This is a genomic window from Streptomyces sp. NPDC047028 (assembly GCF_040644095.1).
Classification (GTDB): domain Bacteria; phylum Actinomycetota; class Actinomycetes; order Streptomycetales; family Streptomycetaceae; genus Streptomyces.
In genome coordinates, this window is record NZ_JBEYVS010000018.1 from 1 (window position 1) to 14,283 (window position 14,283).

At 70.8% G+C, this 14,283-nt stretch carries 12 protein-coding genes; 7 read left to right on the forward strand and 5 right to left on the reverse strand.

What is annotated here, in order from left to right; all coding sequences use genetic code 11:
* Together ABZ854_RS17665 and ABZ854_RS17670 are read left to right on the forward strand one after the other, a co-directional pair.
* A partial coding sequence (locus tag ABZ854_RS17665) for an RHS repeat-associated core domain-containing protein (protein ID WP_361211171.1) occupies positions 1-1,037 on the forward strand: 1,037 nt, incomplete at its 5' end.
* Positions 1,038-1,136: 99 nt separating this feature from the next.
* Positions 1,137-1,622, forward strand: coding sequence for a hypothetical protein (locus ABZ854_RS17670; RefSeq protein ID WP_361211174.1), 486 nt, complete (start codon positions 1,137-1,139; stop codon positions 1,620-1,622).
* 132 nt (positions 1,623-1,754) lie between these two features.
* Here ABZ854_RS17670 and ABZ854_RS17675 read toward each other — a convergent pair whose 3' ends face one another.
* Entirely contained in the window at positions 1,755-3,401 is a 1,647-nt protein-coding gene (locus ABZ854_RS17675) for a M4 family metallopeptidase (protein WP_361211177.1), read from the reverse strand.
* Between the two features lie 139 nt (positions 3,402-3,540).
* Here ABZ854_RS17675 and ABZ854_RS17680 point away from each other — a divergent pair, with 139 nt between their 5' ends.
* Positions 3,541-3,978, forward strand: coding sequence for a gamma-glutamylcyclotransferase family protein (locus ABZ854_RS17680; protein ID WP_361211180.1), 438 nt, complete (start codon positions 3,541-3,543; stop codon positions 3,976-3,978).
* Here ABZ854_RS17680 and ABZ854_RS17685 read toward each other — a convergent pair whose 3' ends face one another.
* Together ABZ854_RS17685 and ABZ854_RS17690 are read right to left on the reverse strand one after the other, a co-directional pair.
* Positions 3,979-6,090: a molybdopterin-dependent oxidoreductase gene (locus ABZ854_RS17685; RefSeq protein ID WP_361211183.1), complete on the reverse strand. Its 2,112-nt coding sequence runs from the start codon at positions 6,088-6,090 to the stop codon at positions 3,979-3,981.
* 121 nt (positions 6,091-6,211) lie between these two features.
* Entirely contained in the window at positions 6,212-6,889 is a 678-nt protein-coding gene (locus ABZ854_RS17690) for an ElyC/SanA/YdcF family protein (RefSeq protein ID WP_361211186.1), read from the reverse strand.
* A 163-nt stretch (positions 6,890-7,052) separates the two neighbouring features.
* Between ABZ854_RS17690 and ABZ854_RS17695 the strand changes: the two genes are divergently transcribed.
* The 4 genes from ABZ854_RS17695 (at position 7,053) to dnaG (ending at position 12,585) form a co-directional block, all read left to right on the forward strand.
* Positions 7,053-7,832 carry a sirohydrochlorin chelatase gene (locus ABZ854_RS17695; RefSeq protein WP_361211189.1) on the forward strand — a complete coding sequence of 260 codons (780 nt, stop codon included), beginning with the start codon at positions 7,053-7,055 and terminating at the stop codon, positions 7,830-7,832.
* Positions 7,833-7,979: 147 nt separating this feature from the next.
* Complete coding sequence (locus ABZ854_RS17700; protein WP_361211192.1) at positions 7,980-9,257, forward strand: deoxyguanosinetriphosphate triphosphohydrolase; 1,278 nt, start codon at positions 7,980-7,982, stop codon at positions 9,255-9,257.
* A gap of 104 nt (positions 9,258-9,361) precedes the next feature.
* On the forward strand, positions 9,362-10,627 hold the full coding sequence (locus ABZ854_RS17705) for an FAD-dependent oxidoreductase (RefSeq protein WP_361211195.1): 1,266 nt from the start codon (positions 9,362-9,364) through the stop codon (positions 10,625-10,627).
* Between the two features lie 47 nt (positions 10,628-10,674).
* Positions 10,675-12,585: a DNA primase gene (dnaG, locus tag ABZ854_RS17710; protein WP_361211198.1), complete on the forward strand. Its 1,911-nt coding sequence runs from the start codon at positions 10,675-10,677 to the stop codon at positions 12,583-12,585.
* On the opposite strand, the gene ABZ854_RS17715 is transcribed toward dnaG, so the two are convergent.
* Positions 12,582-13,526, reverse strand: coding sequence for a nucleotidyl transferase AbiEii/AbiGii toxin family protein (locus ABZ854_RS17715; RefSeq protein WP_361211201.1), 945 nt, complete (start codon positions 13,524-13,526; stop codon positions 12,582-12,584). The two genes, dnaG and ABZ854_RS17715, sit on opposite strands and share 4 nt — an antisense overlap.
* Positions 13,523-14,149, reverse strand: a complete 627-nt coding sequence (locus ABZ854_RS17720; protein WP_361211204.1) for a hypothetical protein — start codon at positions 14,147-14,149, stop codon at positions 13,523-13,525. The genes ABZ854_RS17715 and ABZ854_RS17720 overlap by 4 nt, the downstream gene beginning before the upstream one ends.
* Positions 14,150-14,283 lie beyond the last annotated feature (134 nt).

Genomic DNA, 14,283 nt, shown 5'->3' on the forward strand with positions numbered 1-14,283 from the left:
ACATCGGCGCCCGCGAATACGACCCCACCACCGGCCAATTCCTCAGCACCGACCCCCTCCTCACCCTCGACCAACACCAATCCCTCAACGGCTACAGCTACGCCAACAACAACCCCGTCACCCAAGCCGACCCCACCGGCCAAGCCGTCTGCATGCAAGACGGCATCTGCGGCGGAACCAAAACGGTCGAAGAATGGGAAACCAAACACGGAAAAGAATACGGAGACGGACGACTAGGATCCGGCACAGCCCCCACCGACAGCACCGGCAACACAAGCAACACCACCACCAGCAACGGCAGTTCCAGCTACAACCCTGTACTCTGCGCCCGCACCGGACTGTCCCAATACTGCAGCGGCGCACCCACCGGCCCCGGCGACAGCAGCCAGAACAACGGAAACTACCTCTCAAGCCTCGCCAGCAGCAACGACTTCTGGTCAGGACTCTTCGACACCATCGGCGGAGCATTCAGCGAGACAGGCGGCATCGTCCTCACCGCATCCGGAATCGTCGAATGCGGCGTCGGAGTCCTCTGCGAAGCAGGCGTACCATCGATAGCCGGCGGCATCGGAGGAGTCGTAGCCGGCAAAAAAATGCTCGACTCCGGCTCAGACAAACTCGGCCGAGCATTCCGCGAAGCCGACGGAGCAGCAAGCGGCGGCGGCAAATCTGTGGACCCGGGTGCTCAAAACCCGGAGATCACTTGGAGTACAGACGAATATGACGGCTGGCAGCATGTCCAGGACCGGCATCGCATCGGCGGCGCGGAATACGATCCCGAGACTAAGGGTGCATTCATTGGGAAAGGGCGAAAGGTTCAGAAATGGATTCAAGAGGTTGTGAGTAACAATCCGGCGAGCCCTAACAGTGGGGGGCGTGACGGTTACGTCTACGAAGGTAGGGTCAACGCTGGGCCGGATGGAGTCGGGATTCTGAGTAACAAACAGAGTCGTGGACTCGGTACCAATAGAGCGTATGGTATCAGGGTGGTCCTCAATGTAGACGGGAGTCTGAGGACTGCGCATCCGATACCTTGACGGTCACGTCCCGCGAAGCTCGTCGCCCGCGCCATCCAAATAGGAATGTGCGGGCGACGGGTGGCGCGTCATCATTCACGTGGGAGAATTCGAAATTTCATGATTAGTATCGAATTTGTGTCAGAGTCCATGAAGTCGCCCAGGGAAAGCGAGCTTGCCCGCCTTGAGCGGGCGAGTGAAATGGATCTGCGCTACGACTACTTCTTCACGGATGTCAGCATCTCTATGCCTGGCCTTGGGAAGGAGGCATTTCCGAAGACTCCAGCCCTAGACTTCGCCTTCAGTCTCCTGTTTGCGGTTAAAGAAGTCCGACAGGGGGATCCCGGCAGTATCAGTTTTACCGAGAATGATCTGCTTATTCATTGCATCCCTGACGGTCTTGATTTGGTCGTGCAAAGGTCTTGGGATCCTGAGGCTGGAAGCTGTGGCGTGCAGGAAATTATTGCTGAAGCGGTTAGGTTTAGCCGTGAGATTCTGGGGTTCATTGTGCAGAAATATCCGACTTTCCGGAATAATTCGACTCACGAAAAATTGATGACAATGATTGCCGAATTTGACTGCCCCGGTGACGAAGTTCTAATCTGACGGAAAGGCAATCCGGGCATATTGCGATGACGGACGTGTGCCGGTCACGCGAACCCGCACGAGGAGAAGGCCGGTGCCCTGCTTGCGGCGCCGGCCTTCACGGTGTTTCAGGGGTCCTGGGACCTCAGTACATCAGTTCACGTTGACCGCGCTCCACGTCGCCGCCACCGCGTTGTACTCCGTGCTGTTCGCGCCGTAGAGGTCCTTGGCGGCGTTGAGGGTGGCCGTGCGGGCGCCCGCGTAGTTCGTGGAGGACGTCATGTAGACCGTCAGGGCGCGGTACCAGATCTTGCCGACCTTGTCGTGGCCGATGCCGGTGAGGGTGGAGCCGTTGTAGGTCGGGGAGTTGTAGCTGACCCCGTTGATGGTCTTGGGTCCGCTGCCCTCCGCGAGGAGGTAGGCGAAGTGGTTGGCGACGCCGGAGGAGTAGTGGACGTCGAGGTTGCCGACTGAACTGCTCCAGTAGTCGGCCGAGTTGCCGTCCCTGGAGGGCTTGTCCATGAAGCGGAGCGCGGGCTGGCCGAAGCCGGGCTTCACGATCTGCTCGCCGATCAGGTAGTCGCCCTTGTCGGAGGGGTTGTTCGCGTACCACTCCACCATCGTGCCGAGGATGTCGGAGGTGGCCTCGTTCAGGCCGCCGGACTCGCCGGAGTAGGTCAGGCCCGCCGTCTTGGAGGTGACGCCGTGGGTCATCTCGTGCCCGGCGACGTCGAGGGCGACCAGCGGGCCGAAGGTGGTCCCGTCACCGTCGCCGTAGGTCATGCAGAAGCAACTGTCGTCCCAGAAGGCGTTGTCGTAGTTGCTGCCGTAGTGGACGCGGTTGTACGAGCCCTTGCCGTCACCGGCGATGCCGTTGCGGCCGTGCACGTTCTTGTAGTAGTCCCAGGTCTCGTTGGTGCCGTACTGGGCGTCGACGGCGGCCGAGGCGCGGTCGCTGTTGCTGCCCGTGCCCCAGTGGTTGTCGGCGTCCGTGAACAGGGTCGCGGGGGCGCGGACGAAGCAGATCCCGAAGAAGCACAGGTCCGTCTTGCCCTCGGCGTCACCGGTGTAGGTGTTGCCGCGGGTGGGGTCCTTGAGCTGGTACGAGGAGCCGGACTGGGTCGTCTCCAGCGGAACCGTCCCGCTGTACAGGGACTTTCCGTCGCCGGCGGCCGTCTCGATGCTGTCCCAGGCGTCGATCTGGGCGCCGGTGCGGGCGTCGGTCAGCACCGTGCGGGCGACCGGGTTGCCGAGCGAGTCCTGGCCGACGGCGTTGGTGCGCCAGGCCAGCCGGGGCGTGCCGTGCAGGGCGTCGACGATCAGCTCGGGCTTGGCCTTGAGCCGGTGCAGCGTCTCGCCCAGATTGGCGGCGCGCAGGGCGTTCACCGCGAGGTCGGCGGCCCTGGGCGCGGACAGCTTCGGGGCGATCGTGGGGAGGGAGATCGTGGCTCTGGTGGCCCGGTTGGCGCTGCGGTACGTACCGCCGGGGGCCAGGTGGACGACGAAGTCACCGCCCAGCACGGGGAGGTTGTGGTAGGTCCGGTCGTAACGGACGTGCTGGGTGCCGTCCTTGTCGACGATGACGTCCCGGACGCTGGTGTCCTGTGCGGAGGTCAGGCCGAGGCTCGCGGCATGGGCCACGAGGGCCGACGCGGCGTTCTCGATCGCGGTGGCCCGGGTCGGCCGGGCGTCCGCGTGGGCTGCGGGGGAGAGGGCGGTGGCCAGCAGGGCGGCGCTGGTGGCTGCTATGCCGGCCGTGGCGAGACGACGGGATCCTCGGACGTGCCGTATCCGACTCATCGGTCTCCTTGGGAAGGCGCCTTCGAGGCGTGGGGGTTGGCGCTGTTGTCCCCTGAGATTTAAGGAGGCATGACATGTCATGTCCATAGCGTCTTCATGGAGATGTGTGACGAGGTGGAGGGGGTAGAGAATCGTTTCCGTGATCGTCACGGAGCAGCAACCCCGCCCGGGCCTGCCGTTTTTCGTCTACGGCACCCTCCGTCCCGGCGGCCGTCACCACGACCGGTACCTGCGCGGCCGCGTTCACACCGAGGAACCGGCACACCTGCGGGACGCCGTTCTGTACGAGGGCCCCGGCTACCCCTACGCCGTCGAGGAGCCCGGGGGAGTGGTGCACGGCGAACTCGTCACCCCGCTCCCGTCGGCGTACGACGCGCTCCTCGCGGAGCTGGACCTGCTGGAGGAGTACGTGCCGGGCGACCCGGGCGCCCTGTACGAACGCGTCGCCCGCGACGTCGTGCGCGCCGACGGCGGCACCGCACGGGCCTGGGTGTACCTGGCCGCCCCGCGCGTCGTCGACCGACTGCGCACCGACGGCGCCCGTGTCCCGGACGGCGTCTGGCCGGTCGGCCGCTGATCAGCGGGCTTCGGCCGGCCGGTGGAGTTCCACCCGCACCGCGCACGTCTTGAACTCCGGCATCCGCGACGTCGGGTCCAGCGCCGGGTTCGTGAGGGTGTTGGCGCGGCCCTCGCCCGGCCAGTGGAACGGCATGAAGACCGTGTCCGGGCGGATGGCCGTGGTCACGCGGGCCGGGGCGACGGCCCGGCCGCGCCGGGACACCACCGTCACCGGGTCGCCGTCGGCCGCGCCGAGCCGCGCCGCGAGCCGCGGGTGCAACTCCACGAACGGACCGGGCGCCGCCGCGTTCAGCTCCGCGACCCGCCGGGTCTGCGCCCCCGACTGGTACTGGGCCACCACCCGGCCGGTGGTCAGCAGCAGCGGATACTCCGCGTCCGGCTCCTCCGCCGCCGCCCGGTGTGCCACGGCGACGAACCGCGCGCGCCCGTCACCGGTGGCGAACCGGTCCAGGAAGAGGCGGGGGGTGCCGGGGTGGGGTGAGTCATCGTGGCTGTCCGCCGGCGTTCCGTCCGGGCAGGGCCAGAAGACCCCGTCCTCCGCCGCCAGCCGCCCGTAGGTGATGCCCGAGTAGTCGGCGGGGCCGCCGGCGGAGGCCCGGCGCAGTTCCCCGAACACCTCCTCCGGGTCGGTCGGGAAGCCCTTCTCCATGCCGAGGCGGGCGGCCAGTTCGTGCAGGACCTCCAGGTCGCTGCGGACCCCGTCCGGCGGGGCGACCGCCCGGCGGCGCAGCAGCACCCTGCCCTCCAGGCTGGTCGTCGTGCCCGTCTCCTCCGCCCACTGCGTCACCGGCAGGACGACGTCCGCAAGCTCCGCCGTCTCCGACAGGACGACGTCGCACACCGCGAGGAAGTCCAGCGACCGGACGCGCTGCTCCACGTGTGCGGCGCGCGGGGCCGACACGACCGGGTTGGAGCCCATCAGCAGCAGCGCCCGGATGTCCGTGCCGAGGGCGTCGAGGAGTTCGTACGCGCTGCGGCCGGGCCCGGGCAGGCTGTCCGGGTCCACCCCCCACACCCCGGCCACGTGCCGTCGCGCCGCCGGGTCGTCCAGCTTGCGGTAGCCGGGCAACTGGTCCGCCTTCTGGCCGTGTTCGCGTCCGCCCTGCCCGTTGCCCTGCCCGGTCAGACAGCCGTACCCGGAGTGCGGGCGCCCCGGCCGGCCGGTCGCCAGGCACAGGTTGATCCACGCTCCGACGGTGTCCGTGCCCTTGGACTGCTGCTCCGGACCGCGCGCCGTCAGCACCATCGCGGACTCCGGCTCGCAGAACATCCCTACCGCCTGGCGGAGTTCGGGAACGGACACCCCCGTGATCCGCTCCACCAGCTCCGGCCAGTGCGCCATCGCCGCCGCCCGCGCCTCCTCCCAGCCGGTGGTCCGGTCCCGGATGTACTCCTCGTCGGTCCGCCCCTCGGCCACCACCAGATGCAACAGGCCCAGCGCGAGCGCCAGATCGGTGCCGGGCCGGGGCGCGAGGTGCAGGTCGGCCTGCTCGGCGGTCTTCGTGCGGCGCGGGTCGACGACGATCAACGTGCCGCGGTTCTCCCGAAGTTCGGTGAAGAAGCGCAGCGAGGGCGGCATGGTCTCGGCCGGGTTGGAGCCGACCAGGATCACGCACCCGCTCCTCGGGACGTCCTCCAGGGGGAACGGCAGCCCCCGGTCCAACCCGAACGCCGTCGTGCCGGCGGCCGCCGCCGAGGACATGCAGAACCGGCCGTTGTAGTCGATCTGCGAGGTCCCCAGCACCACCCGCGCGAACTTCCCGAGCGCGTACGCCTTCTCGTTCGTCAGCCCGCCCCCGCCGAACACGCCGAGCGCGTCCGCGCCGTGCTCCGTGCGCGTCTCCCGCAGCGCGCCGGCGATCCGGTCGAGCGCCTCGGCCCAGGACGCCTCCACCAGCCGGCCGCCCGACCGGACCAGCGGCGAGGTCAGCCGCGCGGCCGGCGACAGCACCTCGGCCGCCGTACGGCCCTTGCCGCACAACGCGCCCCGGTTCACCGGGAAGCCGGCCCGCTCGGTCACCTCGACGCCCCCCTGCGGGCGGGGCGTGAGGTTCATCCCGCACTGCAGGGCGCAGTACGGGCAGTGGGTGGGCGTCGAGGTGGTGTCCATGCCGCCCAGCCTGCGCGGGGAGTGTTACGGCTCGGGTCCGCCGCCGGTTACACGGCCGGGACGGCGACCTCCCCACGCCGGTGAGCAAGCAGTGAGGTCCCCGGCCCACGAGCAGCGAGGCTCACCGCCCGCCGGCCAGCGCCCGCGTCACCCCCGCCTCCTTCGGGCCCAGGAAGCGCGGATCGGGCTGGAACACCGCGTCCAGCGCCGCTTTGCCCGCCGCGAACACCTCGCGCGCCCCGCCGTAGTACCAGGTCACGTCGTGCTTGTCGGAGACCCCGACGCCGTACGAGTCCACCCCCGCGGCCTCGCACAGGGCCACCGCCCGCCGGATGTGGAAGCCCTGGCTGATCAGTACGGCCCGGTCCACCCCGAAGATCTTCTTGGCGCGCACGCAGGAGTCCCAGGTGTCGAATCCGGCGTAGTCACTGACGATCCGCCCGTCCGGCACCCCGTGCCGGGTCAGATAGGCGCGCATCGCGTCCGGCTCGTCGTAGTCCTTCCGGCTGTTGTCGCCGGTGACCAGCACGACCTCGACACGGCCCGCGCGGTACAGCTTCGCCGCCGCGTCCAGCCGGTGCGCCAGATAGGGGGACGGCTCCCCGTCCCACAGGCCCGCGCCGAAGACCACGGCGACCTCGGTGCGCGGCACGTCCGCCACCGTCCGCAGCCGGCCGGCCGTCGACACGTACAGCCAGGTGGCCGGAAGCAGCGCCAGCACGCACACGGCCATCACGGCCTGCACCAGCCGCCGCTGCCCCGAGCGGGTACGCGGCAACCGCGGTCGGCGGAACGTCATACGGCCCCCAGTGATCGGCTACGACCATGGAGGACGCGCTCGGCGGCGGTCCGGTTTCGCGCCGCCCGGCCTCACACCGCACACCCGTACGAGGTGAGCCCACGGAAAATGCCTGTGACGGCAGCGCAACGGGGGCGCAACGTCCCTCGGGCAGGCTGCCCGCATGACGGCGTCGAACAGCACCAGCATCCGAACCGGCACCGCACGTCTCCGCCGCCCGGCTCCGCCCGCCCTCGTCCTCGTGGCCCACGGCAGCCGCGACCCGCGCGCGCTGCGGACCGTACGGGCCCTGCTGGACCAGGTGCGCGAGCGCCGCCCCGGCCTCCCCGTCCACCTGGGCCACATCGAGCTGAACGCCCCCTTGCTCTCCGACACCCTCACCGCCCTCGGCGCCGCTCCCGCCGTCCTCGTCCCGCTGCTCCTCAGCCGCGGCTACCACGTCAAGCGGGACATCCCCGGGCTGGCGGCGGCCGCACCGGCACGCGCGCGCGTGGCGGCCCCGCTCGGCCCGCACCCCCTCCTGGTGGACGCCCTGCACACCCGCCTCCTGGAGTCCGGCTGGCCGACCGTCCTCGACCACGCCGCCCGCCGCACCGCCGCCGTCGTCCTCGCGGCAGCCGGCTCCCGCGACCCGGACTCCGCGACCGACACCCGCCGCACGGCCCGCCTCCTCGCCGCCCGCCTCGGCGTCCCGGTGATCCCCGCCTACGCCTCGGCAGCCACCCCGACGATCGACACAGCCGTACGAGCCCTGACCGCCCGGGGCCGCCCCCACATCGCCATCGCCTCCTACTTCACAGCCCCGGGCCACTTCGCCACCCAGTGCGCGACCCAGACCCCCTGGCTGGCGTCGGCCCCCCTGGGAGCCCACAGAGCGATGACCGACCTGATCCTCCACCGCTACGAGGAGAGCCTGACAACCACGTCCACAGAAGCCGCCTAAGGGGCGCGGGGCTCTGTCGATATGCGGCTCCGCCGCGTGGGCGCGACAAGCCACAACGCACCCGCACCCGCCCGAAATCCGAACCCGGCAACCGACTAGGCGCACCGGCAACCCCCATTTGTCACAGCCGCCCCGTACTGTCGACCCATGGAAGGCACCGCAGCACCCCTCACCGCCTACGGCCCAGCGGCCCTGGAGCGATTCGCCCCGGAACCGGACAAGCGCCCCGGCCGCACCGCCTTCCAACGCGACCGCGCCCGCATCCTGCACTCCTCGGCCCTGCGCCGCCTCGCCGGCAAGACCCAGGTCGTCACGCCCGGCACCCGCACCCACGCCTGGGACGCCAGCCCCCGCACCCGGCTCACGCACTCCCTCGAATGCGCCCAGGTGGGCCGGGAGCTGGGCGCGGCCCTCGGCTGTGATCCCGACCTGGTGGAGGCGGCCTGCCTGTCCCACGACCTCGGCCACCCCCCGTTCGGTCACAACGGCGAACAGGCTCTGAACGAGTTCGCCGACGACTGCGGCGGCTTCGAGGGCAACGCCCAGTCGCTGCGCCTGCTCACCCGCATCGAACCCAAGCGCTTCACGCCCGAGGGCTCGGTCGGCCTCAACCTCACCCGGGCCGCGCTGGACGCCGCCACCAAGTACCCCTGGCCGAGGGGTGCCCACCCCACCGACCCGGCGTCCGGGAAGTTCGGGGTGTACGAGGACGACCGCCCGGTGTTCGACTGGGTCCGCGCGTACGCCCCCGGCACCCGCACCTGCTTCGAGGCGCAGGTCATGGACTGGTCGGACGACGTGGCCTACTCGGTGCACGACGTGGAAGACGGCCTGCACGCCGGTCACATCGACCCCAACTGCCTGCACGCCGAGCCCGAGCGGCAGGCCGTGTTCGAGGTCGCCGTCGGCCGGTACGTCCCGGCGGACACCGACCCCGCCGAACTCGCCGCCGCCCTGGACCGGCTCCAGGACCAGGAGTGGTGGCCGCACGGCTACGACGGCACGGCGGTCGCCCAGGCCCGCCTGAAGGACGCCACCAGCCAGCTCATCGGCCGGTTCTGCCTGGCCGCCGAGGGCGCCACCCGGGCGGCGTACGGCAGCGGCCGGCTCACGCGCTACGACGCCGAACTCGTCGTACCCCGCGAGGCCCGCCTGGAGTGCGCGGTGCTCAAGGCGGTCGCCGACCGGTATGTGATGCAGCGGGCCGAGCAGGAGCGGCTGCGCGCCGACCAGCGGGTGGTCGTAGCCGAACTCGCGGAGGCGCTCACCGCCCGGGCGCCCGACGGGCTGGACCCGCAGTTTCGGGCGCTGTTCGACGGGGCATCGGACGATCACGCGCGCAAACGGGTGATCGTCGACCAGATCGCCTCCCTCACGGACGCCTCCGCCCGCTCGCTGCACGCGAGACTGACGGGGCATATGTGAGAGGAATGTGCCCCCGAGTGGCCTGATCGGGTCACTCCCCCTTCCCGCAACACGCCGCGTGCGGGACGCTCGCATGTGGCGGCACCCTTACGAGGAGGCATCAAGTGGTCGACGCGGATCAGACATTCGTCATCGTCGGAGGCGGCCTCGCCGGCGCGAAGGCGGCCGAGACGCTGCGGGCGGAGGGGTTCAGCGGCCGCGTGATACTGATCTGCGACGAGCGCGACCACCCCTACGAGCGGCCCCCGCTGTCCAAGGGCTACCTGCTCGGCAAAGAGGAGCGCGACAAGGTCTTCGTGCACGAGCCCGCCTGGTACGCGCGGAACGACATCGAGCTGCACCTCGGCCAGACCGTCGACGCCGTCGACCGGTACGCGAAGACGGTCCGGTTCGGCGACGACGGCACCCTCGTCCACTACGACAAGCTGCTGCTCGCCACCGGCGCCGAGCCCCGCCGCCTCGACATCCCCGGCACCGACCTCGCGGGCGTCCACCACCTGCGCCGGCTCGCCCACGCCGAACGGCTCAAGGGCGTCCTCGGCTCCCTCGGCCGGGACAACGGGCACCTGGTGATCGCGGGCGCCGGCTGGATCGGCCTGGAGGTGGCGGCGGCGGCCCGGGAGTACGGCGCCGAGGTCACCGTGATCGAGCCCACGCCCACGCCGCTGCACGGCGTTCTCGGTCCCGAGCTGGGGAACGTGTTCGGCGCGCTGCACCGCGAGCACGGCGTCCGCTTCCACTTCGGGGTGAAGCTCACCGAGATCGTCGGCCAGGACGGCATGGTCCTCGCCGCCCGCACCGACGACGGCGAGGAGCACCCGGCGCACGCCGTCCTCGCGGCGATCGGCGCGGAGCCGCGCACGGGCCTGGCCAAGGCGGCGGGCCTGGAGCTGGCGGAGCGGGCGCACGGCGGCGGGATCACGGTGGACTCCCGGCTGCGGACCTCCGACCCCGACATCTACGCGGCCGGTGACGTCGCCTCCTTCCCGCACGCCCTCTTCGACACCCGGCTGCGGGTGGAGCATTGGGCCAACGCCCTGAACGGCGGCCCGGCCGCGGCCCGCGCCATGCTCGGCAAGGACGGCACCTACGACCGCCTGCCCTACTTCTTCTCCGACCAGTACGACCTGGGGATGGAGTACAGCGGGTGGGCGCCGCCGGGGTCGTACGACGAGGTGGTCATCCGGGGTGACGCGGGGAAGCGGGAGTTCATCGCGTTCTGGGTCCGGGAAGGCAAGGTGCTGGCCGGGATGAACGTGAATGTGTGGGATGTCACAGAACCGATCCAGGCGCTGATCCGGTCCGGGGCGGCGGTGGACCCGGAGGCGCTGGCCGACCCGCACGTACCGCTCGACAGCCTGGTTCCCTGATCTCCCTGAGGGCCGGCGCTGTCACACCGCCCCCGTAGAATCACCTCGTGGCTGGACGGATCAACGACGAGGACGTGAAGGCGGTTCGGGACGCGGTTCCGATCGACGCCGTGGTCTCCGAGTACCTCCAGCTGCGGGGCGCGGGCGGCGGGAACCTCAAGGGACTCTGCCCGTTCCACGACGAGAAGTCGCCGTCCTTCCAGGTCAGCCCGAGCAAGGGACTCTTCCACTGCTTCGGCTGCCAGGAGGGCGGCGACACCATCACCTTCGTGATGAAGGTGGACCACCTCTCCTTCTCGGAGGCGGTGGAGCGGCTCGCCGCCCAGGCCGGCATCACCCTGCGGTACGAGGAGGGCGGGTACAACCCGGCCCACCAGCGGGGCGAGCGGATCCGCCTGGTCGAGGCGCACAAGGTCGCCGCGCAGTGGTTCGCCGAGCAGCTCGCGAGCAGCCCCGAGGCCGAGACCGGCCGGGTCTTCCTCGCCGAGCGCGGCTTCGACCAGGCGGCCGCCGTCCACTTCGGCGTCGGCTACAGCCCCCAGGGCTGGGACCACCTCATCCGCTTCTTGCGCGGCAAGGGGTTCAGCGACAAGGAGCTGCTGCTGTCCGGCCTCGCCCAGGAGGGCCGGCGCGGGCCCATCGACCGCTTCCGGGGCCGCCTGATGTGGCCGATCCGGGACATCGGCGGCGAGGTCGTCGGCTTCGGCGCCCGCAAGCTGTACGAGGCGGACACCGGCCCGAAGTACCTGAACACGCCCGAGACGCCGATCTACAAGAAGTCCCAGGTGCTGTACGGCATCGACCTGGCCAAGCAGCACATCGCCAAGGCCAGCCGGGCCGTCGTCGTCGAGGGCTACACCGACGTCATGGCCTGCCACCTCGCCGGCGTGACCACCGCCATCGCCACCTGCGGCACGGCGTTCGGCGGCGAGCACATCAAGATCCTCCGCCGGCTGCTGATGGACAACGGCTCGGCCCGGGTGATCTTCACCTTCGACGGCGACGCGGCCGGGCAGAAGGCCGCCCTGCGCGCCTTCGAGGACGACCAGAAGTTCGCCGCCGAGACCTACATCGCGATCGCGCCGGACGGCATGGACCCCTGCGAGCTGCGGATCGCCAAGGGCGACGAGGCGGTCGCCGAGCTGGCCGAGCCCCGCACCCCGCTGTTCGAGTTCGCCCTCCGCCACGTCGTGAGCCGTTACGACCTGGACACCCCGGCCGGCCGCGCCGCCGCCCTGGACGAGTGCGCGCCGATCGTGGCCCGCATCAAGAACAGCGGCGCGCAGCACGAGGTCGCGGTCGAACTGGCCGGTCTGCTCGGCATCCTCGACACGCAGTTCGTCGTCAAGCGGGTGGCCCAGCTGGCCCGCTGGGCCCGCGAGCGCGGCGGCAAGGGCGGCGGCGGCCCGCAGCCGCCCCGCGGCCCGCAGCAGCAGTGGGAGACCGCCCCCCAGCAGCGGCCCGGCGGCCCGGCCCTGACCCTCCGCAACCCGGTCTACGCCGCCGAACGCGAACTCCTCAAACTGGCACTCCAGCGCCCCGAACTGGTCTCCCCGGCCTTCGACGCGTACGGCGTCGACGAGTTCACCGCGCCGCCCTACGCCGCCGTACGCCAGACGATCGCCGAGTCCGGCGGCGCCGAGTACGGCGTCCAGGACCCGCAGGAGTACCTGGTCCGGGTCCGCGAGGCCGCGGCCGACGACGCCGTCCGCGCCATGGTCACCGAACTCGCCGTCGAGCCGATCATGCGCCGCACCGTCGACGACACCTACGCCGGCACGGTCCTGGTCCAGATCCGCCGCCGCGCCGTCGAGCGCCGCATCCGCGACATCCAGTCCCAGCTCACCCGCCTCTCCACGGGCGGCGACCCCGCCCAACTCGCCGCCGTACAGAACGAGATGTGGGTCCTCCAGCAGTACGACCAGGCCCTGCGCGAACGGGGCGCCGAAGCCCTCTAGACCGTTCCGGCCTCGGGGAAGCAGGGCGCCAGCGCCCGCACCAGCCGGTCGGCGAACTCGCGCTCGCGCTCGGCGAACAGGGGGTACTCGGTGACGAAGTGCTCCCACTCGACGTGCCGGGCCGCCGCCGCGACGTCCGCGAGGGACACCGGCTTCTCCAGGGAGGAGACGGGCCACTCGCCGGAGTCGCGGAGCACCTGTTGCAGCAGATCGTGCGAGACCGGATGACGTTCGGCCAGGAGGACCGCGTCGTACAGGTCCTTGCCCTGCGGATGCAGGTCGGTGATCAGCCACATCAGCTTCCACGCCAGCGAAAGCCCCGGCGTCGCACCGGGCAGCACCGAACAGTCCGGCAGCTGCACCCGCTCGGGCGCCTCGGGCAGCCGCTCGTTGAAGACGAAGTCCAGTTGGACGTGCCCGTCGGGCAGCCCGGGCGCCGACCAGGGCAGGTTCATCCGGCGGCCGGGTACGCGGTCGTAGGTCCAGATGTCCTCCACCACCGCATCCGACGCCCGGAAGCGGATGCCGCCGGCGCCGGCCTCGGCCGCCCGTGCGACCCCGGCGAGCATCCGGGCCGTCCGCTCCTCCTCGATCCCCCACTCCGCCGGTACGACGACGAAGTCCAGGTCGCCCGGCTCGCGCGCCGCCTCCCCGAACCACACCGACATCAGCAGGCTCCCGCGCAGCACCAGGGCCTCCGACCACTCGGAGCCGGCGATCGCGGTCAGGACCAGGTGCAGCGCCTGCCGCCGGGCCGCGTGCCACGCCTCGCCCCGCGCCGGGTCGGTGAAGACGGGGTCGGTGGCCCGGTACGCGTTGTGGAACTGCTTCAGGGCCGGCTCGAAGACGGGACGCTGGGTCACGTCGTCGCCGAGCACCCGGGTCATCGTCCGGGGCACGTCGACCCGCGGCCACCGCTCCTGCCGGTTCGCCTCACTCATCCCTGTACCCCCTCCGTCATCCGTTCCTCGATCCATCCGTCGTCCACCGACTCGTCGCTGTCGTACAGCACGAACTCCCGTTCCACCGAGAGCACTTCGAGCCCCTCCAGCTCGCTCAGCAGCTGCTCCAGCGCCCGCCCGGCCTCCTCGCCGTCCACTCCACGGCAGCGCTGGGTCACGAACCGCTCCTGCCGGCCGCCGCCCCTCACCCGGCGGGCGTTCCACGACAGATGGGCGCCGTGCGGGACGACCCGAGCGGCCAGCCGGTCCAGGTCGGCTTCGGGTGTCAGCAGCAGCTTCACGTGGTGCTCGAAGTACTGTCCGCCCCCGCACGGCCCGGCCGGCACCCCCGGGGCCCACGGCACCGACTCCGTCTTCACCCGGACCGGGGTGAAACCCTCCGCCCGCAGCGCCGCCACGGCTTCGGCCGCCCGCGCCGACTCCTCCGCGTACGACGCCGAACCGGCGAGGGTGAGCATCGGCTGCTTCCGCATCCGGCCGCGCGCCAGCACGATGTGCGTCAGCTTCAGCCCCGCCGCTTCCGCCCAGCCGCGCAGCCGCTCCGCCTCGGCGGGGCCGGTGCAACGGACGGTCACATGGGATTCGTACAGGGGTCCGGACATCTGAAGATCTTCGCAGGCCGACCCGGTCCGCGGCACCTGGGTTTCACCGCCCCGATCACCAGTCGGTCACGAAGCGGATGCAAAAAGTCACCGCACGCCCCTCGTGGCGAGTATGTGTCTTACCCCACACTGGG

Coding starts and splice junctions, on each gene's coding strand:
- ABZ854_RS17670 (WP_361211174.1), top strand. CDS start 1,137: ATGATTAGTATCGAATTTGTGTCAGAGTCCATGAAGTCGCCCAGGGAA.
- ABZ854_RS17675 (WP_361211177.1), bottom strand. CDS start 3,401: ATGAGTCGGATACGGCACGTCCGAGGATCCCGTCGTCTCGCCACGGCC.
- ABZ854_RS17685 (WP_361211183.1), bottom strand. CDS start 6,090: ATGGACACCACCTCGACGCCCACCCACTGCCCGTACTGCGCCCTGCAG.
- ABZ854_RS17690 (WP_361211186.1), bottom strand. CDS start 6,889: ATGACGTTCCGCCGACCGCGGTTGCCGCGTACCCGCTCGGGGCAGCGG.
- ABZ854_RS17695 (WP_361211189.1), top strand. CDS start 7,053: ATGACGGCGTCGAACAGCACCAGCATCCGAACCGGCACCGCACGTCTC.
- ABZ854_RS17700 (WP_361211192.1), top strand. CDS start 7,980: ATGGAAGGCACCGCAGCACCCCTCACCGCCTACGGCCCAGCGGCCCTG.
- ABZ854_RS17715 (WP_361211201.1), bottom strand. CDS start 13,526: ATGAGTGAGGCGAACCGGCAGGAGCGGTGGCCGCGGGTCGACGTGCCC.
- ABZ854_RS17720 (WP_361211204.1), bottom strand. CDS start 14,149: ATGTCCGGACCCCTGTACGAATCCCATGTGACCGTCCGTTGCACCGGC.